We start from the raw sequence: 23,153 nt of genomic DNA, 5'->3' as shown, positions 1-23,153 counted from the left end.
CTAATTCACGGTGATCCGGGCATCGCGCACCACCCGGCCCCAGGTCGCCGCCTCCTGCACCATCTTCTGCGACAGCTCGGCCGGGGTGGAGGACACCGCGTCCGCACCGGCCGCAACCAGCCGCGCCTGGATCGCGGGATCGGCCAGGGCCTCGCGCAGCACCGCGTTCATGCGGGCGACGGCCGCGGCCGGCGTGCCCTGCGGCGCCATGACCGCGCCCCAGGAGGTGGCCTCGGCATCCGGCAGGCCGATCTCCTTCATCGTGGGCACCTCCGGCAATTGCGCGGTGCGGCGCGGGCCGGTGGTGGCCAGCGCGCGCACGCGGCCGCCCTGAATCTGACCGATGGCCGATGGCAACTGGTCGAGCATGAACTGCACGTTGCCCGCGACGGTGTCGTTCAGCGCCGGCGCGCTGCCGCGATAGGGCACATGCGTCACCTCCACCTTCGCGGCCGAGCGGAACAGCTCGGCCACCATATGCGTGGAGGAACCGGAGCCGGCGGAGCCGAAGCTCGCCTTGCCCGGGTTCTCGCGCAGCCAGGCGATGAATTCCTGCGCGGTGCGCGCCGGCACGTTCGGGCCGACGATCAGCACGTGGTCGGTCGCGAAGGCCATGGAGATGGGCGCGAGGTCCCGCACGGGATCGAAGCCCATGTTGTTGTAGAGGTGCTGGTTGATGGTCAGCGTGCCCGTCGTGCCCATGAGGATGACGGTGCCGTCGGCGGGGGCGCGCACCACGTTCTCCACGCCGATATTGCCGCCGGAGCCCGCGCGGTTCTCCACCACCACGGGCTGGCCCAGCTTCTCACTCATGCGATCCGCCAGCACGCGGGCCACGACATCGGTGGCCCCGCCGGCGGCGAAGGGGACGACGAAGCGGATGGGGCGGGGCGGCGTCCAATCCTGGGCCCATGCGGGCAGGGCCGCGAGCCCCGCGGCGCTGCCGAGAAGGGTGCGTCGGGCAATGGTCATTCTTGTCGTTCCTCCAAGTCTTGTGTCGCGCAGACTAGCAGGCCGTGGCGTGCCGCCGCTTCATTTCCCGCAGCACCTCGTCCGGATCGGCGGCCCACCAGCGGCGGGAGAGCACCTCCACCTCCGTGTGCCCACGATAGCCGCCGGCCTCCGCCATCGCGCGGATGCCGGGGATATCGATCACCCCCTCCCCCGGCAGGCCGCGGTCGAAGACGGTGTCGGTGGTGGGCACCAGCCAGTCGCAGACGTGGAAGGCCGCGATGCGCGAGCCCGCCCGCGCCATCTGCGCGCGCAGCGCGGGATCCCACCAGACATGGTAGACATCGAGTGCAATCCCGCTGCCCGCGCCCAGCTCGTCGCAGAGGTCGAGCGCCTGCGCGAGCGTGGAGAGCACGCTGCGGTCCGCGCAGGTCATGGGATGCAGCGGCTCGAGCGCGATGGTGACGCCGGCGGCGCGGGCGTCCTCCATGATGGCGTGCAGCCCGTCCCGCACCATGGCGCGCGCGCCCTCGATATCCTTCGAGCCCGGCGGCAGCCCGCCGCAGACCATGACGAGGCAGGCCGCGCCGATGGCGTGGGCTTCCCCGATGGCCCGGCGGTTGTCCTCGATGGCCGCGGCACGGCCCGCCGCGTCCGCCGCCGGGAACATGCCGCCGCGGCAGAGGCCGGAGACCGAAAGCCCGGCGTCGCGGATCGCGCGCGCCGCGGCCTCCACGCCCATGGCCTGGAGCACGTCGCGCCAGGGGGAGATCCCGGGGATGCCGTGGCGCACGCAGCCCTCGATGCACTCGCGGAGGCCCCAGCGCTCCTTTACCGTGACGGTGTTGAGCGAGAGCGGTCCCGGCGCCCCCATCACGCCACCCCGTGCAGGGCGAGAAGCGTCCTCATCCGCGATGCCGCGCGCTCGGGATCGGACAGCAGGCCGGCCTTGTCGGCCAAGCGGAACAACTCGGCGAAGTGCTGGATGGAGCGGGTGGACTGCTGCCCGCCGACCATGACGAAGTGGTCCTGGTGCCCGTTCAGCCAGGCCATGAAGACCACGCCCGTTTTGTAGAAGCGCGTGGGCGCCTTGAAGATGTGGCGGGACAGCGGGACCGTCGGCGCCAGGATCTCGTGGAAGGTCGAGAGGTCATTCCGCGAAAGCGCCGCGAGCGCGCCGCCCACCGCCGGCGCGATGGGATCGAAGATGCCGAGCAGCGCGTCCGAATGGCCCTCGGCATCGCCCGCGATCAACTCGGCGTAGTTGAAGTCGTCACCCGTGTACATCCGCACGCCCTTCGGCAGGCGGCGGCGCATGGAGACCTCCTTCCTGTCGTCGAGAAGCGAGATCTTCACCCCGTCCACCTTATCGGCATGGGAGGCGATGACCTCGAGTGCCACCTCCATGGCCTGCATGTGGTCGTGGTGGCCCCAGTAGCCCTCCAGCGCGGGGTCGAACATCTCGCCGAGCCAGTGGATGATGACGGGCTGGCGCACGGAGGAGAGCACGCGGTCGTAGACGCGCACGTAGTCCGCCGGGGACTTCGCGGCCTTGGCCAGCGCGCGCGAGGCCATGAGGATGATGCGGCCGCCCATCCCCTCCACCGCCTCGCACTGCTCCTCGTAGGCGCGGATGACGTCGTCCACCGTCACGTCCGGACCGGGCGCGAGGTGGTCGGTGCCCGCGCCGCTGGCGATCACCGCTTCCGGAAAGTCGCGCGCGGCGTCTAGGGAGCGGCGGATGAGCTCCTGCGCGCCGGCCCAGTCGAGCCCCATGCCGCGCTGCGCCGTGTCCATGGCCTCCGCCACGCCGAGGCCGAGCGACCAGAGATGGCGGCGGAAGGCGATGGTGCGGTCCCAATCCACCTTCGCGTCCAGCCAGGGATCCTGCTCCGACAGCGGGTCCGCGACCACATGGGCCGCGGCATAGGCGATGCGCGGATAGGGCGGCTTCGCGGTCGCGAAGTTCCCAGGCGCACCGGTCGTGTAGGGCTCGACCGTGCCGGCGGCAGTGGGAAGGTTCAGCGTGGCCATGTCACGCCTCCAGCGTCGGCAGGTCGATCCAGCGGCGCTCGGCCCAGGATTGCAGCCCGGCCTCCGCCAGCTGCACGCCCTTGGCGCCGGCCATCAGGTCCCAGGGATAGTCCGCGCGCTCGCCGGCCACGTGCTTCAGGAACTCCTCCCACTGCACGCGGAACCCGTTGGGATAGGGCTGGGTGGCCGGCACCTTCTGCCAGCCCTCGTAGAAGTTGATCGTCTGCGGCTCGTCGGGATTCCAGACGGGCTTGGGCGTGTTCACGCGCGCCTGCGTCCAGCAATCCGTCAGGCCGCAGACGGCCGAGCCGTGCGTGCCATCGACGTGGAAGGTCACGAGGTCGTCGCGCCGCACGCGCGTCGTCCAGGAGGAGTTGATCTGCGCGACGACCCCACCCTCCAGCTGGAAGGTGGCATAGGCGGCGTCGTCGGTGTCGGCCTCGTAGGGCCTATCGTTCTCGTCGTAGCGCACGGGGATATGGGTGGCACCGAGGCAGGAGACGGACTTCGTGGCGCCAAAGGTATTGTCCAGCACGTAGCGCCAGTGGCACAGCATATCGAGGATGATGCCGCCGCCCTCGTTCTTCTTGTAGTTCCAACTCGGCCGCTGCGTCGGCTGCAGGTCGCCCTCGAAAACCCAGTAGCCGAACTCGCCGCGTACCGAGAGGATGCGGCCGAGGAAGCCGCTGTCGATCACCATCTTCATCTTGCGGATGCCCGGCAGGAAGAGCTTGTCCTGCACCACGCCGTGCTTGACGCCGGCGGCCTTGGCGACGCGGACCAGGTCCAGCGCATCGGCCAGGTTATCGGCGGTCGGCTTCTCGCAGTAGATGTGCTTGCCCGCCGCGATCGCCTTGCGGATCAGCTCGGCCCGCATCTGCGTCGTGGCCGCGTCGAAGAAGATCGTGTCGTCGGGATTGGCGAGCGCGGCGTCGAGGTCCGTGCCCACGCGGTCCACGCCATGCGCCTTGGCCAGCGCCTCCAGCTTCTCCTTGTTGCGGCCGACGATGATCGGGTCGGGCATGATGCGGTCGCCATTGGCCAGCGGCACGCCGCCGTCCCGCCGGATGGCCGCGATGGAGCGGATGAGGTGCTGGTTCATCCCCATGCGCCCGGTCACGCCATGCATGATCAGGCCGATACGCCGCTGCGCCATTCGCGCTTCCTCCCACCGGACTTATAAGTAACCGCGTGGTTACCTAAGACCTGCGGGGAGACGAGGTCAAGCGCTTCGTCACGGGCGAAGCCAGCCCAGCACCACCTCCACCGAATGCGCCTCCCGCGCCTCGATGGCGGCCTCCGTGCTGAGGCCGGTGCCGAAGATGGCCGAGAGGGTGTGCATGTTGGAGACGTAGAAATGGCCCAGCGCTACGATCGTCACATAGGCCTGCATGGGGTCCACGCCCTGCCGGAACACCCCCTCGGCCACGCCGCGGCGCAGCACGGCGCGCAGCGTCTCGAGAAGCGGCGAGTAGAGGGCGGGTACCCGCTCGCTCCGCGCGAGATAGGCGGCCCGGTGCAGGTTCTCCTGATTCAGCAGGGCGACGAAATCGGGATGGCGGGCTGTGTATCGTAGGTTGAAACGCACCAGCCGCGCCATGGCCTCCCCGGGCGGCAGGTCGTCCACCCGCAGCGCACGCTCCTCGTCGCGCTTGTGCGCGTAGGCCGCCTCCAGCACGGCGACCCAAAGGTCCTCCTTGCTGCCGAAATAGGCGTAGATCATGCGCTTATTGGCCCCGGCGCGGGCGGCGATGTCGTCCACCCGGGCGCCGGCAAGGCCATTGGTCGCGAATTCGGCACCTGCGGCATCGAGGATCCGCTGGCGCGTCGCCTCGGCGCGCGGGCTCTGCGGAATCGTGCGGGCGGGGGCGTCCATGGGGCGCATCCTGTCCGCGATGCGGGCCGGAGGCGAGAGTGGCACCGCGCATCTCCCCTTCGGCCGCGCAGGGCCGAAGGGGCGTGGCGGCGAAGGGCCTAGTGCAGCACGCCGAAGAGCCAGAGCAGCAGGATCACGGGAATGGGGATCCCGATCAACCAGAGAAGGATGCCGCGCATCGGCTGATTCTCCCAATGTTACGTCCGCAACCCCAACGTGGGGGGCTTGCGGGAGGTTGCGCGCCCGCGCAGCCTCCCCGCATGGAACGTTCCTTCGACAACGAGACCCCCTGGGTCCCCTCCGCCCGCTATCCCGATCCTCGTCTGCGGGACCTCGATCCCTCCTTCGCGCGCTACCGACTGATGAACGCGCCCGTGCAGAAGCTCGCGGGCGGCACGCGATGGGGCGAAGGCCCCGTCTGGTTCGGCGACCACCGCTGCCTCATCTGGTCCGACGTGCCGGGCGACCGCATGCTGCGCTGGGACGAGGCGACGGGCGCCACCACCACCTTCCGCGCCCCGTCCAACTTCGCCAACGGGAACACGCGCGACCGGGAGGGCCGGCTGGTCACCTGCGAGCACCTCACTCGGCGCGTGACGCGCACCGAGCACGACGGCCGTATCATGGTTCTCGCCGACCGCTACGAGGGCAAGCGCCTCAACTCCCCGAACGACGTCGTCGTGAAGTCGGACGGCACGGTCTGGTTCACGGACCCGCCCTTCGGCGTCCTCTCCGACAACGAGGGGGAGCGCGCCGAGCCCGAGCTGCCGCAGAACGTCTACCGCATCGACCCCGCGCGCGGCACGCTGGAGGTGGTCGCCGAGGGCATCGAGGGTCCCAACGGTCTCGCCTTCAGCCCCGACGAAGCGCTCCTCTACATCGTCGAGAGCCGGACCAACCCGCGCAAGATCCTCTCCTTCAGCGTCGACGGCGCGCGCCTATCGAACCGCCGCGACTTCATCGTGGCCGAGCCCGGCGGCACGCCGGACGGCTTCCGCGTGGACGAGGACGGCAACCTCTGGTGCGGCTGGGGCATGGGCACCGCCGAGCAGGACGGCGTGCGCGTGTTCAACGCGGCCGGTGCGCCCATCGGGCACATCGACCTGCCGGAACGCGCGGCCAACCTCTGCTTCGGCGGCCTCCGGCGCAACCGGCTGTTCATCACGGGGGCACGGTCGCTCTACTCGGTCTACGTGAACACAAGGGGGGTCTGAGCCGATCCTGGCCTGCGGGTGCCTGGCGCCCCCGGAGAGGCCTCTGCCCTCTCCGGACCTCCCGGGTGAACGCGCAGCGTTCATCCCGCCCCGCCAAGGGCCTGAGGCCCTTGGATTCCCATCTGGCTGGCGCGGATGCGGTGATCAGGGGCCAGTTCTGTTCCCTAGCGCCCTTCCTGTCCGTGTAGTCGCCTCGAGCCCACGGCCCGCGCAATTCTTTAAACCTGAAGAAAAAGATGATGGTGAGGGGCCCGGGGGGAGGAAGAATTCCTTCTTCCTCTCCCCGGAATTACCCACGAAACCGGATCAGAACAAAGCCCTTCCGGCATACAGCCCCGAGGGTCACCTCGGCCCCGTCACCCGCCCCACCGCCACCTTCCAGGCCGCGTGCCGGCGTGCGGCTTCCGGCGCGGGCATTGCCGGTTCGAAGAGGACACGCCGCCGCCAGTGGGTGGCGTCCTCCTCCGGGGCCGGGCAGAGCCCCGCCTGGAGGCCGGCAAGGTAGGCGGCTCCGAGTGCCGTCGTTTCGGCGACCGCCGGAACCTCCACCGGACATTGCAGCGCGTCGGCCAGGAACCGCATGGTCCAGTCGCTGGCGGTCATCCCACCATCCACGCGCAGCACCGTGCCGCCGGTATCGGGCCAGTCAGCGCGCATGGCGTCCAGCAGGTCGCGCGTCTGCCAGGCCACGCTCTCCAGCGCCGCGCGCGCGATCTCGGCGGCCCCGGCTCCGCGCGTGAGGCCGAGGATAGCGCCGCGCGCCTCCGCATCCCAGTGCGGGGCACCGAGGCCGGTGAAGGCGGGCACCATGATCACGCCTGAATCGGGATCGGCCCGTGAGGCCAGCTCGCCCGCCTCGGCCGCCGTGCGGATGATGCCGAGGCCGTCGCGCAGCCACTGCACCGCGGCACCAGCGACGAAGATCGCTCCTTCAAGCGCATAAGTCCGCCGCCCGGCGATCTGCCAGGCGACCGTGGTCAGCAACCGGTGGGAGGAGCGCACCGCCCTCTCCCCTGTGTTCAGCAGCATGAAACAGCCGGTGCCGTAGGTGGATTTCACCATGCCCGGTGAGAAGCAGGCTTGGCCGAGGGTGGCGGCCTGCTGGTCCCCCGCGATGCCGCGGATAGGCACGGCGGCACCGAGCACGGAGGGATCGGTCGTGCCGAATTCCGAGGCGCAGTCCCTCACCTCCGGCAGCAGGGCGCGGGGGATGCCGAGGGCGCGCAGGATGTCGTCGTCCCAGTCCCCCCGGCGGATGTCGTAGAGCATCGTGCGCGCGGCATTGGTCGCATCCGTCGCGTGCACCCGCCCGCCGGTCAGGTGCCACAGCAGGAAGCTGTCCACGGTGCCGAAGGCGAGTTCGCCGCGCGTCGCGCGGGCGTGCAGGTCGGGGATCTCGGCGAGCAGCCACATGAGCTTCGTCGCCGAGAAATAGGGATCGGCGAGGAGGCCCGTGCGCTCGGTCAGCAGTGCCTCGATCCCCTCAGCGCGCAGGCGCTCGCAGATGCCGGCGCTGCGGCGGTCCTGCCAGACGATGGCGCGATGCACGGTGCGGCCCGTCTGCCGGTCCCAGACGAGCGTGGTCTCGCGCTGGTTGGTGATGCCGATCCCCGCCACCCGATTCTCGGCCACCCCGCCCCGCTCCAGCGCCCCGCGCAGGCAGGCGATGGAATGGGCGACGAGGTCCTCCGGCGCGTGCTCCACCCAGCCCGGGCTCGGGAAGTGCTGCGGCAGTTCCACCTGGTGCGTGGCGCGCGGGTGCAGGGCGGCGTCGAAAAGGATCGCCCGCGTCGATGTCGTGCCCTGATCGAGCGCCAGCAAGGCATCTGCCGCCATGCGCTTCCCCCCTCATGTTTCCGGAGGCAGCATAGCGCCATGCCCGTGATCCTCCACGACCTCTGCGGCGCCGACCCGTCGCACCGCTTCTCGCCCTATTGCTGGCGCGTCCGGATGGCGCTCGCCCATAAGGGGATCGCGCATGAGGCGGTGCCCTGGCGCTTCACCGACAAGGCCGCCATCGCCGACGCCGGGACGGACAAGGTGCCGGTGCTCCGCCACGGCGACCGAGCGGTGTCGGAGAGCTGGACCATCCTCGAATACCTCGAGGACAACTGGCCGGGCGCCCCCAGCCTCTTCGGCGGAGAGGGTGGGCGGGCGCTCTCGCGCTTCGTCAACACCTGGTCCGACGCGGTCATGGCACCGGCCATCGCGAGGATCGTGGTCTCCGACATCCCTGCGCAGCTCGCGCCCGAGGACGCCGCCTATTTCATCCGCACGCGGGAAGCCCGCTTCGGTAAACCCCTGGCCGAGGTAACCGCGAATCGCGACCGTGACGTGGAGGCCTTCCGCCGCGACCTCCACCCACTCCGGATGGTGCTGCGCGAGCGGCCCTGGCTCTCCGGCCCCACGGCGGGGGCGGCGGACTACATCGCCTTCGGGCCGCTCCAGTGGGCGCGCTGCGTCTCCGCCTTCCCGCTGCTCACGCCCGACGACCCCGTTTACGCCTGGCGCGGCCGGCTGCTGGATGCCTTCGGCGGCCTCGCCCGCGACACGCCGGCCAGGGATGACGGCTAGTCCGCCATGACCCCCTGGCTCGACGCCTTCCTGCCGGCCTTCGGACTGATCGCGCTCGGCGCCTTCCTCAAGCGCCGCCTGCTGCGGGAGGATGCGGTCTGGGCGGGGATCGAGCGGCTCGTCTTCTGGGTGCTCCTGCCCTGCCTCCTCGCCTCCTCCCTCTCCTCGGTGAATCTCGGCACCTTGCCGATTGGGGGAATGGCGGCGGCGCTCTGGATCGCGCTCCTCCTCGGTGCCGCCGCCTCGCTTCTCATGGCGCGCGGCTTCGGGCAGGCGCACCCGGCCGCGACCTCGGTGCTCCAGGGGGGCATCCGCTTCAACAACCTGCTCGGCTTCGCCATCACCGGCGCGGTCTTCGGTGCGCCCGGCACGGCGCTGGCCGCGGTCACGGTGGGGCTGATCGTGCCCTGCGTGCAGCTCATCATCACCCCCGCCTTCGCCATGGGCGGCGGGAGGCGGCCGCGCCCGGCGGCGCTGCTGCGGCAGGTGGCGCTCAACCCGTTGATCATCGGCTGCGCCGCCGGCTTCGTGCTCGCCGCCCTCGGCGGGCTGCCGCCGGGCCTGGGACCGCTCGCCCGCACCCTCGGGCAGGCCTCGGTCTCGCTCGGCCTGCTCGCGGTGGGCGCCGCCCTGGGGGCGGAGGCCATGCGGGACCGCCTGGCCTTGCAGGGCGCCACGACGGCCTGGAAGCTGCTTGTTATGCCCGCGATGACGCTCGCCCTCAGCCTCGCCTTCGGGCTGGAGCCGCTGCCGGCGACCATTGCGACCGTCTTCATGGCCCAGCCGACCGCCACCACCGCCTATGTCATGGCCCGGATGATGGGCGGTGACGCGCCCCTCATGGCGGCCATGACCACGCTCCAGCACGTGGTCGCCGTGGCCACGCTGCCGCTCTGGCTGGCCATTCTCTGGGCAATCCTGCCCCTGACCTGACGCACCGGCAGGCGGATCGCGCCTCGGGGGGCGAGATCGCGCGCTCGTTGCGATTGGCGGGGCAAGGTCCCTGCCTCATGATGGCGTCAACCTCACCCTGACGGGATCACGTTCCATGCTGACGCGCCCCACCCTGACACGGCGGAGCCTCGCGCGCGGGGCCCTGGGCCTCGGCGCCGCCTCCCTCGCCCCGTCCCTCGTACAGGCCCAGGGCAACTGGCCCGACCGGCCGCTGCGGCTGATCATTGGCTACCCGCCCGGCGGCGCCTCGGACCTTTTCGGGCGGATGATCGCGGGGCAGATGGGCCCGCGGCTCGGACAGAACGTGGTGGTGGAGAACCGCCCCGGCGGCGGCGCCGTGGTGGCGAGCGAGGCGGTGGCCCGCAGCGCGCCGGATGGCAACACGCTGCTGCACGTCGATAACGGCATCCTCGTCTATAACCCCGCCCTCTATGCCCGCCTGCCCTACGACCCGGACAAGGACCTTGCGGGCGTCGGCTTCATCGGGCGCTTCCCGCTCTTCCTCGTGGTGAAGGCGGACAGCCCGATCAAGGACTTGGCCGGCTACATCGCCGCAGCCAAGTCCAAGGTGCCGACCTACGGCACCCCGGCCGTCGCTTCGCCGCACCACCTGGCGATGGAGATGTTCAAGCGCCGCGCCGGTTTCGACGCCACCCACGTGCCCTATCGCGGCGGCCCGGCCGCGATGCAGGACCTGCTGGCCGGCACGGTGGACAGCGTGGTGATCGACTGCGCGACGGGCACCGCCTTTATCGCCGACGGGCGCGTCCGCGCCCTCTGCGTGCTGAGCGAGGCACGCTCCCCCACCAGCGCCGCCGTGCCCACCGCGCGGGAACTCGGCTTTGCCAACGCCATTGCCTATGGCTGGCAGGGCATCTGCGTGCCGACCGGAACGCCCGCGCCGGTCGTCTCGCGCCTCTCGGCCGAGCTCGCCCGCGCGATCGGCTCGGACGAGGTGCAGGCCCGCTTCACCACCCTCGGCATCGAGCGCGCGAACTTCTCCCCCGCCGATTTCGCCGCCTTCGTCGCGCGGGAGAACGCGGAGTGGCGCCCGCTGATCCGCGAGCTGGGCATCCGCCTGGACAGCTGACCGCCGCGCGAGGCGTGGCCGATGGGGAACGCCCGCCGGCCATTCCCCTGCGAACCCTTCCGGGCAGGTGGCGCATTTGTTAATTCCTGACCGAACAGACATTCCCGTCCAGGACAGGAACATCAGCCCCTTGCTCCGTCGCCTCCGCTCGATCGCCCGCGGCCTCGGCCCGGGCGGCCTCCTCGGGAAAATCCAGTCCTTGGAGGTCTCCTCCGGCGCGGTCGCCCGGAACGCCGAGCTGGCGGCCTGGAACACGAAGGTGATGGGTTCCGCCATCGCGGCCGGGTTCTACGAGGCCGGGCTGGCCGGCCGGCAGGCCCCCCTTCCGCCCGAGCCCGTGCACATGGGCTTCGGCGGCCGCCTCTGCCGGCAGGAGGACATCGAGAGCCACTGGCTCCGCCACTGGTGCGGCCAGATCGGCTTCGTGCCGATGTATCACCGCAAGGTCTGGGAGGACTGCTACGCCCTGCAGGTCCTGCACGAGCGCGGCATGCTGGCGCCGGGCAAGCGCGGCCTCGGCTTCGCGGTGGGCGCTGAATGGCTGCCGAGCTTCCTCGCGAAGCGCGGCGTGGAGGTGGTGGCCACCGACCTCGACGCCGAGGACATGCGCGCGCAGAACTGGATCAAGGCCGACCAGCACGGCGGGCGGATGGAGACCATCTTCAAGCCGGGCCTCATCGATCTGGATAGCTTCAACAGCAAGGTCTCGTTGCGTCCGGTGGACATGAACCACATTCCCGCGGACCTGCACGGGGGCTTCGACTTCGTCTGGTCCGTCTGCTCGCTGGAGCATTGCGGCTCGATCAAGCAGGGCCTCGACTTCGTGGTGGAGGCGATGCGCTGCCTCCGGCCGGGCGGCGTCGCGGTCCACACCACCGAATTCAACGTGAACCCCGAGGGCCCGACCATCGAGGAGGGCGCCACCGTTCTCTTCCAGCGGCGCCACATGGCGGAGCTGGAGGCGCGCCTCTCGCTCGCCGGCCACCGGATGCTGCCGATGGATTTCGGCACCGGCACGGGCATCCTCGACGGCTTCGTGGACCTGCCGCCCTATCCCGGCAATGCCAGCCCGCTGGCGATCCCCGAGGCGCCGCATCTCAGGCTGTCCATCATGGGCCTTGTCGCGACTTCCATCGGCTTCATCGTCGAGAAGGGCTGAGGCCGCCCACCCGGCCCCAACGACCGCGGATCCCGGGCGTTCAGGAACGGGCCCGGCGCGGGCGATGGAGGGGTGGAATGCAGGGCGAAGTCACCGACAACCGCGAGCGCGGCCAGTTCGAGATGCAGGTCGGCGAGGCGCTCGCCCGCATCGTCTATCGCCGCGAGGGCGGACGGATCACGCTCATCCACACCGAGGTGCCGGACGCCCTCTCCGGACAGGGCGTCGGGTCGCGCCTCGTGCGCGGCACACTCGATCGCATCCGGGCCGAGGGCATCCGCGTCATCCCCAGTTGCTCCTTCGTCGCGGCCTATATCGCGCGCCATCCCGAGGACCAGGACCTCCTGGCCGAGTCCGTGTAGCGAGGCGCAGACCCATGACCCCCTTCATCCGCGTCTACGACATCGCCCCCGCGGCCGGCACCGGCGAGAGCCCGGTCTGGGACGAGCGGACCGGCCGCCTGTGGTGGGTGGACATCCCCCGCCCCGCCGTGCACCGCACCGACCCCGCGACCGGCGAAACCGAAACCTGGCCGATGCCCGAGCCGGTCGGCTGCCTCGGCCTTTGCCGCTCGGGCGCCCTCGTGCTCGGCCTGCGCTCCGGCATCCACCGCTTCGACCCTGAGGACGGCTCCCTCGACCTCGTCGCGGCGCCGGAGCCCGACCGGCCGGAGAACCGGCTGAACGACGGCAAGGTCTCGCCCGAGGGCCGCTTCGTCGTCGGCTCCATGCACGACGTGCCGGAGAAGAAGCCGACCGCCGCCCTCTGGAGCCTCTCGCCGGGCGCGCGCGAATGCGTGCTGCTGGCGGAAGGGCTCATCATCTCCAACGGCCTCGCCTGGAGCCCGGACGGGCGGACCCTCTGGCACAGCTGCACCCGCCAGGCCGTGATCTGGAACTGGGACTATGACCCCGCGACTGGCGCCATCGCCAACCGGCGCGAGGTGGCGCGCCCCACCAACGAGATTGGCCGCCCCGATGGCGGCGCGGTGGACGCCGAAGGGGCTTACTGGAGCGCGGGCGTCTCGGCCGGCCGCCTGAATCGCTGGCTGCCGGATGGCACGCTGGACCGCTTCGTGGAACTGCCGATCAAGTCCCCGACCATGCCCTGCTTCGGCGGGCCCGGGTTGCGAACCCTCTTCGTGACGAGCCTGCAGAAGGAAGCCGGGGCGCATGAAGGCCGGCTGCTCGCGCTGGACGTGGGCGTGGCGGGCACGCCCGTGGGGCAGTTCGCGGATTAGCGGCCCGCCGCCTGCGGCGCCGGAGAGTGCGCTGCCCTCTTCAGGGGCCTTAACGGGATCAGGACCGCATCAGGCCATGTTTCCCCGCATCGCCTGCTCGTAGGCCGCCCTGCCGCGCGCGACAGTCTGCGGGTCGGCAGTCTGTCCCCAGGCCATGTAGGCGGTGGGTTGGTCGCGCCCGTTGGCAATGGCGCGCAGGGTGTCCACGAAGCCCGTCACCTCGGCCAGGGCGGAGGCCACGCCGCCGAGGAAGCCCATCGGCCCACCGATCGCCGTGCCGACGAGGATGCGGGCGGCGAGCGGGGCGGCATTTCCGGTCGCCTCCCGGTAGATCATGCCCACCCCGGGCATGTGCTGCAGCGGGTTGATCGATTCCATGAGGTCGCTGAACGAGCCGGTGACGGGCATCGGCGCGGATTCCTCGCCGAAGAGGGGCGGGCCGCCATCCGCGGCGGGGCGGCTGCCGCCATAGACCTTGCCGGCGAACATGCCCCACCCCTCGGGGCTCGCGGTGTTGGGGACGATAGGGTTCATGGCACCTCTCCACCCTTCTGGGCCGGCTTCCGGATGGCAGAGGCCAGCGCAAGCGGCGTGCCGCGGGATCGATTGACAGTATGACAGGACAATCCCCAGCATGCCGCCTGCACGGCGACAGGGAAGCTGCGGATGGCCAGGCCGGAGACCCGCTGGATGGTGTTGACATGATCCGCCCGCGCCGCCCCGCACGCGCTGGCGAGGGCTGACGATGCGCCGCCGGAGCCTTCTCGCCTCCTCCCTCGCGCTCGCGGCACCCCTGCATGCCGCCGCGCAGACGGGCCGTGCGCGCGTGCTGAAATTCGTGCCGCAGGCCAATCTCACGAGCCTCGATCCCGTCTGGACCACGGCGAACGTCACCCGCCACCACGGCTACATGGTCTACGACACCCTCTACGGGCTGGCCGAGGACAACACCGCCCACCCGCAGATGGCCGAGGGCCACACGGTGGAGGACGACGGGCGACGCTACGTCATCACCCTGCGCCCCGGCCTGCGCTTCCACGACGGCGAGCCGGTGCGGGCGGCGGATGCGGTGGCGAGCCTCGCGCGCTGGTCGCGGCGGAACGCGGCCGGGCAGTACATGGCCGCCAACCTCGAGGAGATGACCGCGCTGGACGACCGGCGCGTGCAGATCCGCCTGAAGCGGCGCCAGCCGAACCTCATCGACTCGCTGGCCTCGGCAACGTCGCCGGTCGCCTTCATCATGCCGGAGCGGATCGCGCGGACCGATCCCTTCGTCCAGTTCCGGGAAGTGGTCGGCTCCGGCCCCTATCGCTTCAGGGCGGACGAGTACGTCTCGGGCAGCCGCAGCGTTTACGAGCGGAACGCGGACTACGCCCCGGCGCCGGGCGGGCCGCTCAGCCTGACGGCCGGGCCGAAGGTCGCCTATTTCGACCGGATCGAGTGGCTGGTGATCCCGGATTCGGCGACCGCCGCCGCGGCGCTGCGGACCGGCGAGATCGGCTGGTACGAGCAGGTGGTGCCGGAGCTTGCGGCCTCTCTGCGGCGGGACCGGGCGATCCTGGTGGAACCGATGGGCGCGCGGCCGCAGCCGGGCGTGCTGCGGCTGAACCACCTGCACCCGCCCTTCGACAACCCGGCGCTGCGCCGGGCGCTGTGGCCCGCCATCGACCAGCGCGACTTCATGACGGCGATCGCCGGCGACGACCCCGCCGCCATCGACGTGGAATGCGGCTTCTTCACCAGCGGTTCGGCCATGGCGAGCAAAGCGGGGCTGGAGCCGCTGCTCGGGCCGCGCAGCCTCGACCGCGCGAAGGCCCTCATGCGGGAAGCCGGCTATGCCGGGCAGCCGCTCCGCCTGCTGACGCCGACGGACATCCTCGCGCCATCGGCCATCGCGCAGGTGGCGGGCGACCTGTTCCGGCGGCTGGGCTTCAACCTGGAGGACGCGACCTCGGACTGGGGCACGGTGGTGCAGCGCCGCGCCAGCCGGGAGCCGGTAGAGCGGGGCGGCTGGTCCGCCATGACTACGGCGGTGAACGACACGGATTTCCTCGACCCCGCCGTGCATTTCGCCATCCGCGGCAACGGGCCGGACGCTTGGTTCGGCTGGCCGACCAGCCCGCGGCTGGAGGCGCTGCGCGAGGAATGGCTAACGGCCGAGGACCGCTCCGCCCAGGTGCGGATCGCCGCCGAGATCCAGCGCCAGGCGATGGAGGACGTGCCCTACATCCCCGTCGGTGCCTATCGCGCCATGACGGCGACCAGGCGGAGCCTGCGGGACCGGGTGCGCGGCTTCCCGATCTTCTGGGGCGTGAAGGAGGGCTGATCCTCCCTCCCCGTCACCCCATCAGATGGCCGAAGCGGGTCTTCTTGGTGGCGAGGTAGCCGTCGTTCACCCCGTTCGCGGCAAACAGGTGGGAGACGCGGCCCTCCACCCCGATGCCGCAGGCGGCGAGGCCGGCGAGCTTGTCGGGGTTGTTCGTCAGCACGCGGACACGGGGGATGCCGAGCGCCTCCAGCATCGTCGCGGCCACGCGGAAGTCGCGCTCGTCCGCGCCGTAGCCGATGGCGCGGTTGGCATCGAGCGTGTCGAGCCCCGCGTCCTGCAGGGTATAGGCGCGGAGCTTGTTCACGAGGCCGATGCCCCGCCCTTCCTGCGCGAGGTAGAGCAGCACGCCGCCGCTCGGTTCCGCGGCCATGCGCGCGATGGCGCCGCGGAGCTGCGGGCCGCAATCGCAGCGGAGCGAGCCCAGGAGGTCGCCGGTAAAGCACTCGGAGTGGATGCGGCAGAGCGGCGCGGCGGGGCCCGCGGCCTCCGGCTTGCCGACGAGGATCGCCAGGTGCTCGATCCCGCCATCCGCCGCGCGGAAGGCGACGATGCGGGCCTCCGGCGCCTCCGCCAGCGGCACGCTGGCCTCGGCCACGCGGGTCAGGCTGGCGGCGGCCGAGAGGGGATAGGCGAGGACGTCGGCGACGGAAACGGAGAGAAGGCCGAGTCGCGTCGCCGCGGCGGCCGAGGCGGGGGCGGCGACGAGGGCGGGGAGCAGCCGCCCGATCTTGGCCAGCGCGATCGCGGCCGGCGAGAGCGCCTGGGCGAATCCTGGGCTGGGGGCGGCTTGGGGCGACTCGGGCAGCAGCTGCTCGGCCACCGGATCGGCAAGGCGCCTCAACGAATCGGGGGCGAGCAGCGCGGGAGAGAGCCGCAGCGCGACCGGCACGTCCTCGGCCGTGACCGACGACGCGGCAGTGGCCGCGACCGGGCGGGCAAGGAGGGCGGCCGCGCGCGGCGGGGAGAGGAGCAGCACGGCGGGGCCGATGGCAGCCCCCGAAAGGTCCGAAAGCCCGCGCGCGCCAACCGTCTCGGCAGCGGCGAGTACGAGGCACTCCCCGTTCCCATCCAGCAGAACGGGCGTGCCGCGGCGCAGGTCCGAAACCGCGCGATGCACCGCCCGCATGCCGAGGGCCAGCGGATCGCCCTCTGTGCGCCCCTGGACGCCTCCCAGGAAGGCACCCATCACTGCCTCGGCCATGCCGTTTCCCATCAACAAACCGTTTGGTGGCGACTTGCCAGCCGGAACGGGCAACCATAACGATACGCGATCGCACCGCCCGGCCCTGCGCTGCCAATATGGGGTTCGGGCCGTGTCCAAAAGGGGGCAGTCGCGACGCGAAATGGGGCAAGAGCCATCAACCCCCACGAAAAAGAGAGCCAAGACTTGCCGGTACAGGCTCCTTGGCCCCATATCGGGCCTCACAGTTCCGGGATTGCCGTTTCGGTGGTCGGTCCGGACAGACCTTCAACGGGAGGCTGCATGTCGGACCCACGTCCGATCCTGATCGTGGACGACGACCAGGCGCTGCGCGCGACTCTGGTCGAGCAGCTGGCGGTGGATGGTGAATTCGCCCCCCGCGAGGCCGGAACCATGGCGGAAGCAGGCCAGATCCTGCTCGCCGACGGGGCGCGCTTCGACGCCGTGCTGCTCGATATCGGGTTGCCTGACGGCGATGGTCGCGATCTCTGCACGGAGCTCCGGCGGACCGGCATCAAGGTGCCGATCATCATGCTGACCGGCGCCGATGCGGAGCACGACGTGGTTCGGGGCCTCGATTCGGGGGCCAACGACTACATCGCCAAGCCGTTCCGCATCATGGAACTGATTGCGCGACTCCGCGCCCAACTCCGCGTCTTCGACAACTCGGAGGACGCGGTCTTCGTGATCGGGCCCTATACCTTCCGGCCCTCCGCGAAGATGCTGCAGGACACCCAGCGCAACCGACGGATCCGCCTGACCGAGAAGGAATGCGCGATCCTGAAGTTCCTCTACCGCGCCGGCGGGCGGCCCGTGGGCCGGCAGATCCTGCTGAACGAGGTCTGGGGCTACAACGCCGCGGTCACGACCCACACGCTGGAGACGCATATCTATCGTCTCCGGCAGAAGATCGAGCCGGATCCGGCGACGGCCTCGCTGCTGCTCACCGAGGGCGGCGGCTATCGGCTCGACCCGCAGGCGGGCCGCGTCGCAGCCTGAGGCGCTTCGTGGTGCCGGGGCGTCAGCGCGCCGGCACCTCCTCCGTCACCCGCATCGTCGCGGGTTCGACCAGCACCAGGCGCGCCGGACCGTCCGGTGCGCGACGGGCTCCCTCGACCACAATCCGCCCACCCGCCGGCGGCACGTCGATGCTTTCCCAGCTGACATAGCCGGCGCCCCGCAGCGCGGCCTCGATTCCACCCTGCTCCGCCGGCGTCGGCAGGCGCGCCAGGGCTGGCAGGGCGCCGAGCGCCAGCAGGGCGGGGATCAGCAGCGGTCGGATCATGGATATCGCCCCCGGGTTCAGGTGGGGCGAACGAGGGCCCGTGCTCGTGGTTGCCGGCCCACCGGTTCAGGCGCCGCCGGGTTCCCGCAGCGCGGCCGCGGCCGAGCGCACGGTGTTCCGGAACCCCACGGCGATGGCGGTCAGGCCAGTCCGGCGCCGAACGAGGTGCACCGGGGCTGAGAGGCCCGGGCGCCCCTCCAGCGCGCGATAGGCGACGCCCGCCACCGCCAGGCGCCGCATGGAGGCCGGCACCACGGAAATCCCGAGCCCGGCGGCGACGAGGCTCAGTGTCGCGGGCAACCGCGGCGCCTCCTGCGCGATCGCCGGGGTGAAGCCGGCCTCGCGGCAGGCGGCCAGGATGGAGTCGTAGAGCCCTGGACCGGCCTTCCGACGGTAGAGAATGAAGGCCTCGCCAGCGAGGGACGCGAGCGGCAGCGGCGGCCCCTCCGGCAGTGAGAGGGGATGGCCGGCAGGAAGCGCCGCCAGCATCGGCTCCTCCAGCACGAGTTCGACTGCCAGCCCGCCCACTGTTCCGACGGGGGAGCGCACGAAGGCCGCGTCCAGGCGGCCGAGCAGCACGTGCTCCACCAGTTCCGCCGTGCCGGCCTCGTCCAGTTCCATCCGCACGCCCGGCAAGGCCTCCCGAAAGTGGCGCAGCACGGCGGGCACGAAGGGATGCAGCGCCGCTGAGCTGGTGAAGCCGACAGCGAGCCGCCCCGCCTCGCCGCGCGCGGCCCGGCGAACGTTCTCCTCGAGCATTGCAGCGCGGGCGAGCACCGCGCGCGCTTCCTCCAGGAACACCAGCCCCGCCTCCGTCGGCTCCACGCCACGTGGCAGGCGGCGCAGGAGCAAGGTGCCCAACTCCTCCTCAAGGCCACGCAGCAGGCGGGTGAGCGGGGGCTGCTGCATGCCGAGACGCTCCGCCGCGCGGGTCACATGCCCCTCCTCCGCGGTGACGACGAAGGCGCGGAGGCGGCGCAACTCGATCATGCCATACTTCTAAGGTATCAATCTCAGGATGTGAACGCGCTGCGCGGCATGGCGCCACAAGTGCTACGAAGGGATCCTTCCTCTGCCAGGAGGCAATCCGATGGTTCACACCGCCACCTTGGAGGCGAGGCCTGATCCCGCCGCCTACCTCCTGCTGCAATTTCTCGCCTGGGTTGCGGATCGGCCGCGCGGCTACACGGAGACGATGGAGGCCTGGCGCACCTCCTGCCCACGCCTGCCGGTCTGGGAGGATGCGACGGCAGGGCACCTTGTCCGGCTGGAATCCGGCGACGCGACGACCGGCGGGGATACGAGAGTGCTTCTGACGGAGGCGGGGCAGGCGCTTCTGGCGCGCGCCTGAGGGCCGGTGTGCTGGGCGGCGGCGCTGGAGGGGGCTTTGCCCTCTCCGGACCTACCGGATGAACGCGCAGCGTTCATCCCGTCCCGCCAATGGCCTGAGCCTCTTAAATCTCCACCCGGCTGGCGCGGATGCATTAATTCGAGGCCGGCTCCCCTTAGCGCTCTTCCTGTGCGTGGCGTCGCCTCCAGTCGGTGACCCGAGGCGCACCGCGCGCAAGGCATCCTGAACTCGAAGAAAAAGGTGATGGTGAGGGGTCCGGGAAGAGGAAGAAACCCTTCTTCCTCTCCCCGGAGTCGCCAATGACCGCTCTATCAGGCCAAGACCACTGCCTCATCGAAGGGCAGGCGCGGCAGGCGGCCGAAGGTCTTGGAGTGGTCGCCATAGCCGAGGTTGATCAGCATGGTGGCCTTCCACCCGCTCTCGGCGAAGAACATCGCGTTCGTCTTCTCGGCGTCGAAGCCGCCCATCGGCCCGGCGTCGAGGCCAAGGGCGCGGGCGGCGAGGATGAGGTAGGCCGCCTGGAGCGTGCTGTTCATGAAGGCGCTGCGCTCGGCGAATTCCGGCTTGCCGGTGAACCAGGACTTCGCGTCGGCGTGCGGGAAGAGGCGCGGCAGGTACTCGTAGAAGGCGGGGTCGTAGGCCACGATCACCGTCACCGGGGCGGTGCGCGTCTTCTCCTGGTTGCCGGCGGAGACGACGCCGAGCAGCTTCTCGCGAGCCTCGGGCGTGCGGGCGAAGAGGAAGCGACCGGGGCTCTGGTTGGCGCTCGTCGGGCCAAGGGCGACGGTCTCGTAGAGTTCGCGCAGGAGCGAGTCCGGCACCGGTCGGTCCTGCCAGGCATTGGCCGTGCGGGCCTGGCGGAAGATGCGGTCGAGGGCGGCGTCGTTCAGCCGGACATCGGGGGGAAGGTTGGTATCGGGCATGAGAGGATCTCCTTGCCCCCAACATCCTCCCGAAGGCGTCCCGCTACCAGTCACCCTGCGTCATCGTGGCGATCACGCGGGTGAATGACGCGGACGGTGGAAGCCCTCAGGCTTCCACCACGGGGAAAGCCGCTAGGCCTCCACCTGCTCCACCGCCACCACCTCGGGCACGTAGTGGCGCAGCATGTTCTCGACACCGTGCTTCAGCGTCGCGCGGGAGGAAGGGCAGCCGGAACAGGCGCCCTGCATGCGCAGCTTCACCACCCCGTCGCGGAAGCCGCGGAAGACGATGTCGCCGCCATCGCCGGCGACGGCCGGGCGCACACGGGTATCCAGCAGCTCCTTGATCTGGGCGACGACCTCGGCATCCGCGGGGTCGGTGTCCTCGTCCTCCTCGGCCTCGTCACCGGCCATGACGGGGCGGCCGGCCATGGCGTGCTCCATGATGGCGCCGAGCACCTGCGGGCGCAGGGCGGACCAGTCGGTGCTGCCGGACTTGGTCACGGTGACGAAGTCGGCGCCCAGGAAGACGCGGGCCACGCCCTCCAGCTCGAACAGGCGGGCGGCGAGGGGAGAGCGATCCGCGGTCTCGGCGGAGATGAAGTCAGCGGTGCCGCGGTCGCCCATGACGGGCTGGCCGGGCAGGAACTTGAGCGTCGCGGGGTTCGGCGTCGCCTCGGTCTCGATAAACATCGGGGATCCCTTTTGCGGCGGGTGCTTCGGCACGGGGTACCGCCGTCAGCCCGGGGATGTGGGGCAGGCCACGGCCGGCTGCAACCGTTGCGCGGCGCAGGGCCGGGCCGCGCTTCTCAAATGGGCAAATTCGCCTGAGGGCAGGGTTCGTTACTCTGGCCTGTCGCTTGATCCGAATGGCAGCCTCCATCGTGGCTGGAGGGGCGGCCATGGCTGATCTGTTCCCACTTACGGAGAGACTGTTCCGATGAAGCAGATCCTACTCTCCCCCTAGTACGGGGTACCGCCGATCGATGACCAGCGCACATCCAGCGGCAGCCTCCAGGTCACTTGCCGTGGGATGCGCGGGCATGGCGCTCCAGCTGGCGACGGGCCGCGCTATATCGTCTTCTACCTGCTTCAGCTGTCACCGCGCTCAACTGCACCCATACCGAGTGGGCGAGCCGAACGATGCCGGGCACACGGCGCACGAGACAGCGGCCAGTTTGCTCATAAGAAGGGTTGTTTCCCGCTGCAGCGGGCGCACCGGAGGCGGTGTCAATATCAATTCGTAACCTCTTTCGATCAACTGATCATGAACAATTGCGTGTCGTGAACGACCTGCGATACAACCCACCACGGCTGGTATCCCGCCTGCCTGGTAGCGCGGAGTGACCTATGCGGATGACGCTCCGGCTTGGCGTCAACTGGCGTCACGGCCTCATTGTCGCGCTCGTTTTCGGGCTCGTGGGCGGCGCCGTTTCGGCGCTGCTGCTCCGGGAGGAGCGTAAGCTGGCCATCGCGGAAGCCGGGGAGAGGATGGTCGGCTATGCCGACGCCATGGCGCGGCGCTTGGACGCCGGGCTTTCGGAATGGGCCGCCGATGTCGGCCTCCTCGCCCGCTTCGAGACTTTTGAGCGAGAGCCCGCAGAGCCTGCCGCCGCCCGCCGCCTGCTGGAGGCTCTCCGCCTCCGCTCCCCCACCTTCTCCTGGATCGGCTTCGTTGGAGCGGATGGACGGGTCATCGCCGCCACGGGTGGGCTGCTGGAGGGTGTGGACGTGTCCTCCCGGCCCTGGTTCAAGCCTGGTCTCGCCGGGCTCCACCTCGGTGACGTGCATCCCGCCGTGCTGCTGGCCCGGCTGCTGCCTTCGGAACAGGGCGGTGGGGAGAACGCCTATTTCATCGATGCCGCGGCCCCGGTCCGGTCGCCGGATGGACGGGTGCTCGGCGTCGTGTCAGGCCATCTCACCTGGCGCTGGGCCGACGTCGTGCGACGCGAGGTGATGAGCCTCGCCCCGGCCCAGCCGCCGATGACGCTGCGGATTCTGGCCGCCGACGGCACCGTACTGCTTGGCCTCGAGGCGGAGCGCGGCCGCGCCTGGGTTCAGGATCCCGCCCCGCTGACCGGGCCGCACGCGCGCCGCTGGCAGGAGGCCACAGGGTCGGACGGGCGAGCCGTGATCCTCGCCCGGGCACGCACGGACGGCGATCCCGACCGTCCGAGCCTCGGCTGGACCGTCCTTGCCGAAACAGACCGCAACGCCGTGCTCGCCCGGTTGAATTCCTTTACCCTCTGGCTAGGCGCCGCGACCCTCGGACTGGCCGTTATGGGCGGGCTGGTCGCCGGGCGGATCGCGGGCCGGATCGAGGCGGCGCTGGGTGCGGGAGGAGGCCAGGGTGGCCCGCGAAACGTCGTAGCCCGATTGGAGGCCTTGCGCGACCAGGCCTGGCGCGACCCGCTGACCGGCCTACTGAATCGCGCAGGCTTTGAAGCCTGGCATGAGGAGCACAGGGGGAAGGTGCACGGCTACGCAGTAGCAGCCCTCGACCTCGACGGCTTCAAGCCGATCAACGACCGCTACGGCCACGCCGCCGGGGACGATGTGCTGCGTGCCATCGGGGTCTGGCTGCGCGACAATCTCCGCAAGGAGGACGTGGCAATCCGCACGGGCGGCGACGAGTTCGTCCTCGTCTTTCCCTCCGCGGGTGGCAGCGCACAAGCCGCGCTGGAGGTAGGGGCGAGACTGAACGCCATGCTGCAGGCGGGCGTGCCGAGGTCGGCTGGGCGGCTCTCGCTCGGGTGCAGCCTCGGGGTCGCGTTGATGCCGGAAGAGGCGGCGACGATTGCAGAAGCCATTGCTCTTGCAGACTCACGCCTCTACGAGGCCAAACGGCTCAAGGGCAACGCGCGCCGGTCAGAGACAACGCGGGTAGAAGCGGGCTGACCCAAGCCGCCAGCATCTCCGGCCGTGGGAGCCTTCCACCCGGATCAAGCACCGGATGGATTTATCGGGTCCTA

Annotated in this window: 23 protein-coding genes; 11 read left to right on the top strand and 12 right to left on the bottom strand. The window is 70.6% G+C overall.

The window, feature by feature from the left end; translation table 11 throughout:
* The 5 genes from BO39_RS18890 to BO39_RS18870 form a co-directional block, all read right to left on the bottom strand.
* Entirely contained in the window at positions 1–972 is a 972-nt protein-coding gene (locus tag BO39_RS18890) for a Bug family tripartite tricarboxylate transporter substrate binding protein (RefSeq protein WP_043836299.1), read from the bottom strand.
* 34 nt (positions 973–1,006) lie between these two features.
* Complete coding sequence (locus BO39_RS18885) at positions 1,007–1,825, bottom strand: sugar phosphate isomerase/epimerase family protein (protein ID WP_043836297.1); 819 nt, start codon at positions 1,823–1,825, stop codon at positions 1,007–1,009.
* Positions 1,825–2,985 (bottom strand): dihydrodipicolinate synthase family protein, encoded by a 1,161-nt coding sequence (locus BO39_RS18880; protein WP_043836296.1) that lies wholly within the window; start codon positions 2,983–2,985, stop codon positions 1,825–1,827. The genes BO39_RS18885 and BO39_RS18880 overlap by 1 nt, the downstream gene beginning before the upstream one ends.
* A 1-nt stretch (position 2,986) precedes the next feature.
* Positions 2,987–4,141, bottom strand: a complete 1,155-nt coding sequence (locus tag BO39_RS18875) for a Gfo/Idh/MocA family protein (RefSeq protein ID WP_043836295.1) — start codon at positions 4,139–4,141, stop codon at positions 2,987–2,989.
* A 78-nt stretch (positions 4,142–4,219) separates the two neighbouring features.
* Entirely contained in the window at positions 4,220–4,861 is a 642-nt protein-coding gene (locus BO39_RS18870) for a TetR family transcriptional regulator (protein ID WP_043836293.1), read from the bottom strand.
* Positions 4,862–5,121: 260 nt separating this feature from the next.
* Here BO39_RS18870 and BO39_RS18865 point away from each other — a divergent pair, with 260 nt between their 5' ends.
* Positions 5,122–6,075, top strand: coding sequence for an SMP-30/gluconolactonase/LRE family protein (locus BO39_RS18865; RefSeq protein ID WP_043836290.1), 954 nt, complete (start codon positions 5,122–5,124; stop codon positions 6,073–6,075).
* Positions 6,076–6,417: 342 nt separating this feature from the next.
* Here the strand turns inward: BO39_RS18865 and glpK are convergent, their stop codons facing one another.
* Complete coding sequence (glpK, locus tag BO39_RS18860) at positions 6,418–7,911, bottom strand: glycerol kinase GlpK (protein WP_043836287.1); 1,494 nt, start codon at positions 7,909–7,911, stop codon at positions 6,418–6,420.
* 39 nt (positions 7,912–7,950) lie between these two features.
* On the opposite strand from glpK, the gene BO39_RS18855 reads away from it, so the two are divergent.
* The 6 genes from BO39_RS18855 (at position 7,951) to BO39_RS18830 (ending at position 13,092) form a co-directional block, all read left to right on the top strand.
* Positions 7,951–8,649, top strand: a complete 699-nt coding sequence (locus tag BO39_RS18855; protein ID WP_043836285.1) for a glutathione S-transferase family protein — start codon at positions 7,951–7,953, stop codon at positions 8,647–8,649.
* A 6-nt stretch (positions 8,650–8,655) separates the two neighbouring features.
* Positions 8,656–9,582 carry an AEC family transporter gene (locus tag BO39_RS18850; protein ID WP_043836282.1) on the top strand — a complete coding sequence of 309 codons (927 nt, stop codon included), beginning with the start codon at positions 8,656–8,658 and terminating at the stop codon, positions 9,580–9,582.
* 115 nt (positions 9,583–9,697) lie between these two features.
* Entirely contained in the window at positions 9,698–10,693 is a 996-nt protein-coding gene (locus BO39_RS18845) for a Bug family tripartite tricarboxylate transporter substrate binding protein (protein ID WP_084698249.1), read from the top strand.
* Between the two features lie 130 nt (positions 10,694–10,823).
* Entirely contained in the window at positions 10,824–11,852 is a 1,029-nt protein-coding gene (locus tag BO39_RS18840) for an SAM-dependent methyltransferase (RefSeq protein ID WP_245615259.1), read from the top strand.
* 77 nt (positions 11,853–11,929) lie between these two features.
* Complete coding sequence (locus tag BO39_RS18835; RefSeq protein ID WP_043836280.1) at positions 11,930–12,214, top strand: GNAT family N-acetyltransferase; 285 nt, start codon at positions 11,930–11,932, stop codon at positions 12,212–12,214.
* Positions 12,215–12,228: 14 nt separating this feature from the next.
* Complete coding sequence (locus BO39_RS18830) at positions 12,229–13,092, top strand: SMP-30/gluconolactonase/LRE family protein (protein ID WP_043836278.1); 864 nt, start codon at positions 12,229–12,231, stop codon at positions 13,090–13,092.
* A gap of 69 nt (positions 13,093–13,161) precedes the next feature.
* On the opposite strand, the gene BO39_RS30180 is transcribed toward BO39_RS18830, so the two are convergent.
* Entirely contained in the window at positions 13,162–13,626 is a 465-nt protein-coding gene (locus tag BO39_RS30180; RefSeq protein ID WP_052402303.1) for a hypothetical protein, read from the bottom strand.
* Positions 13,627–13,837: 211 nt separating this feature from the next.
* Between BO39_RS30180 and BO39_RS18820 the strand changes: the two genes are divergently transcribed.
* Positions 13,838–15,418, top strand: a complete 1,581-nt coding sequence (locus BO39_RS18820; RefSeq protein ID WP_043836276.1) for an ABC transporter substrate-binding protein — start codon at positions 13,838–13,840, stop codon at positions 15,416–15,418.
* Positions 15,419–15,431: 13 nt separating this feature from the next.
* Here BO39_RS18820 and BO39_RS18815 read toward each other — a convergent pair whose 3' ends face one another.
* The gene (locus BO39_RS18815) at positions 15,432–16,622 is read right to left on the bottom strand and encodes a GTP cyclohydrolase II (RefSeq protein ID WP_156963755.1); all 1,191 of its coding nucleotides are present in this window, start codon (positions 16,620–16,622) and stop codon (positions 15,432–15,434) included.
* Positions 16,623–16,904: 282 nt separating this feature from the next.
* On the opposite strand from BO39_RS18815, the gene BO39_RS18810 reads away from it, so the two are divergent.
* Entirely contained in the window at positions 16,905–17,621 is a 717-nt protein-coding gene (locus tag BO39_RS18810) for a response regulator transcription factor (protein ID WP_043836274.1), read from the top strand.
* A gap of 22 nt (positions 17,622–17,643) precedes the next feature.
* Here BO39_RS18810 and BO39_RS18805 read toward each other — a convergent pair whose 3' ends face one another.
* Positions 17,644–17,907, bottom strand: coding sequence for a hypothetical protein (locus BO39_RS18805; RefSeq protein ID WP_043836272.1), 264 nt, complete (start codon positions 17,905–17,907; stop codon positions 17,644–17,646).
* Positions 17,908–17,973: 66 nt separating this feature from the next.
* Positions 17,974–18,897 (bottom strand): LysR family transcriptional regulator, encoded by a 924-nt coding sequence (locus BO39_RS18800; RefSeq protein WP_043836270.1) that lies wholly within the window; start codon positions 18,895–18,897, stop codon positions 17,974–17,976.
* A 100-nt stretch (positions 18,898–18,997) separates the two neighbouring features.
* On the opposite strand from BO39_RS18800, the gene BO39_RS18795 reads away from it, so the two are divergent.
* Entirely contained in the window at positions 18,998–19,258 is a 261-nt protein-coding gene (locus BO39_RS18795) for a hypothetical protein (protein ID WP_043836268.1), read from the top strand.
* Positions 19,259–19,569: 311 nt separating this feature from the next.
* On the opposite strand, the gene BO39_RS18790 is transcribed toward BO39_RS18795, so the two are convergent.
* Positions 19,570–20,181 (bottom strand): malonic semialdehyde reductase, encoded by a 612-nt coding sequence (locus BO39_RS18790; RefSeq protein ID WP_043836266.1) that lies wholly within the window; start codon positions 20,179–20,181, stop codon positions 19,570–19,572.
* A 132-nt stretch (positions 20,182–20,313) separates the two neighbouring features.
* Positions 20,314–20,874, bottom strand: a complete 561-nt coding sequence (locus BO39_RS18785) for a NifU family protein (RefSeq protein WP_043836261.1) — start codon at positions 20,872–20,874, stop codon at positions 20,314–20,316.
* A 657-nt stretch (positions 20,875–21,531) separates the two neighbouring features.
* Between BO39_RS18785 and BO39_RS18780 the strand changes: the two genes are divergently transcribed.
* On the top strand, positions 21,532–23,079 hold the full coding sequence (locus tag BO39_RS18780) for a GGDEF domain-containing protein (protein WP_043836259.1): 1,548 nt from the start codon (positions 21,532–21,534) through the stop codon (positions 23,077–23,079).
* Positions 23,080–23,153: the final 74 nt, after the last annotated feature.

The sequence above is a fragment of the Roseomonas aerilata DSM 19363 genome (genome assembly GCF_000711725.1).
Taxonomy (GTDB): domain Bacteria; phylum Pseudomonadota; class Alphaproteobacteria; order Acetobacterales; family Acetobacteraceae; genus Roseomonas; species Roseomonas aerilata.
Note: the sequence above shows the minus strand (reverse complement) of the source record. Positions and strands in the feature narration are given on the sequence as shown.

Bases quoted from the DNA above. Each gene is read 5' to 3' on its own strand.
- BO39_RS18785 (WP_043836261.1), bottom strand. From the start codon at position 20,874: ATGTTTATCGAGACCGAGGCGACGCCGAACCCCGCGACGCTCAAGTTC.
- BO39_RS18795 (WP_043836268.1), top strand. From the start codon at position 18,998: ATGGTTCACACCGCCACCTTGGAGGCGAGGCCTGATCCCGCCGCCTAC.
- BO39_RS18865 (WP_043836290.1), top strand. From the start codon at position 5,122: ATGGAACGTTCCTTCGACAACGAGACCCCCTGGGTCCCCTCCGCCCGC.
- glpK (WP_043836287.1), bottom strand. From the start codon at position 7,911: ATGGCGGCAGATGCCTTGCTGGCGCTCGATCAGGGCACGACATCGACG.
- BO39_RS18875 (WP_043836295.1), bottom strand. From the start codon at position 4,141: ATGGCGCAGCGGCGTATCGGCCTGATCATGCATGGCGTGACCGGGCGC.
- BO39_RS18815 (WP_156963755.1), bottom strand. From the start codon at position 16,622: ATGGCCGAGGCAGTGATGGGTGCCTTCCTGGGAGGCGTCCAGGGGCGC.
- BO39_RS18885 (WP_043836297.1), bottom strand. From the start codon at position 1,825: ATGGGGGCGCCGGGACCGCTCTCGCTCAACACCGTCACGGTAAAGGAG.
- BO39_RS18880 (WP_043836296.1), bottom strand. From the start codon at position 2,985: ATGGCCACGCTGAACCTTCCCACTGCCGCCGGCACGGTCGAGCCCTAC.
- BO39_RS18850 (WP_043836282.1), top strand. From the start codon at position 8,656: ATGACCCCCTGGCTCGACGCCTTCCTGCCGGCCTTCGGACTGATCGCG.
- BO39_RS18805 (WP_043836272.1), bottom strand. From the start codon at position 17,907: ATGATCCGACCGCTGCTGATCCCCGCCCTGCTGGCGCTCGGCGCCCTG.
- BO39_RS18790 (WP_043836266.1), bottom strand. From the start codon at position 20,181: ATGCCCGATACCAACCTTCCCCCCGATGTCCGGCTGAACGACGCCGCC.
- BO39_RS30180 (WP_052402303.1), bottom strand. From the start codon at position 13,626: ATGAACCCTATCGTCCCCAACACCGCGAGCCCCGAGGGGTGGGGCATG.
- BO39_RS18780 (WP_043836259.1), top strand. From the start codon at position 21,532: ATGCGGATGACGCTCCGGCTTGGCGTCAACTGGCGTCACGGCCTCATT.
- BO39_RS18870 (WP_043836293.1), bottom strand. From the start codon at position 4,861: ATGGACGCCCCCGCCCGCACGATTCCGCAGAGCCCGCGCGCCGAGGCG.
- BO39_RS18800 (WP_043836270.1), bottom strand. From the start codon at position 18,897: ATGATCGAGTTGCGCCGCCTCCGCGCCTTCGTCGTCACCGCGGAGGAG.
- BO39_RS18845 (WP_084698249.1), top strand. From the start codon at position 9,698: ATGCTGACGCGCCCCACCCTGACACGGCGGAGCCTCGCGCGCGGGGCC.
- BO39_RS18820 (WP_043836276.1), top strand. From the start codon at position 13,838: ATGCGCCGCCGGAGCCTTCTCGCCTCCTCCCTCGCGCTCGCGGCACCC.
- BO39_RS18830 (WP_043836278.1), top strand. From the start codon at position 12,229: ATGACCCCCTTCATCCGCGTCTACGACATCGCCCCCGCGGCCGGCACC.
- BO39_RS18855 (WP_043836285.1), top strand. From the start codon at position 7,951: ATGCCCGTGATCCTCCACGACCTCTGCGGCGCCGACCCGTCGCACCGC.
- BO39_RS18810 (WP_043836274.1), top strand. From the start codon at position 16,905: ATGTCGGACCCACGTCCGATCCTGATCGTGGACGACGACCAGGCGCTG.
- BO39_RS18890 (WP_043836299.1), bottom strand. From the start codon at position 972: ATGACCATTGCCCGACGCACCCTTCTCGGCAGCGCCGCGGGGCTCGCG.
- BO39_RS18835 (WP_043836280.1), top strand. From the start codon at position 11,930: ATGCAGGGCGAAGTCACCGACAACCGCGAGCGCGGCCAGTTCGAGATG.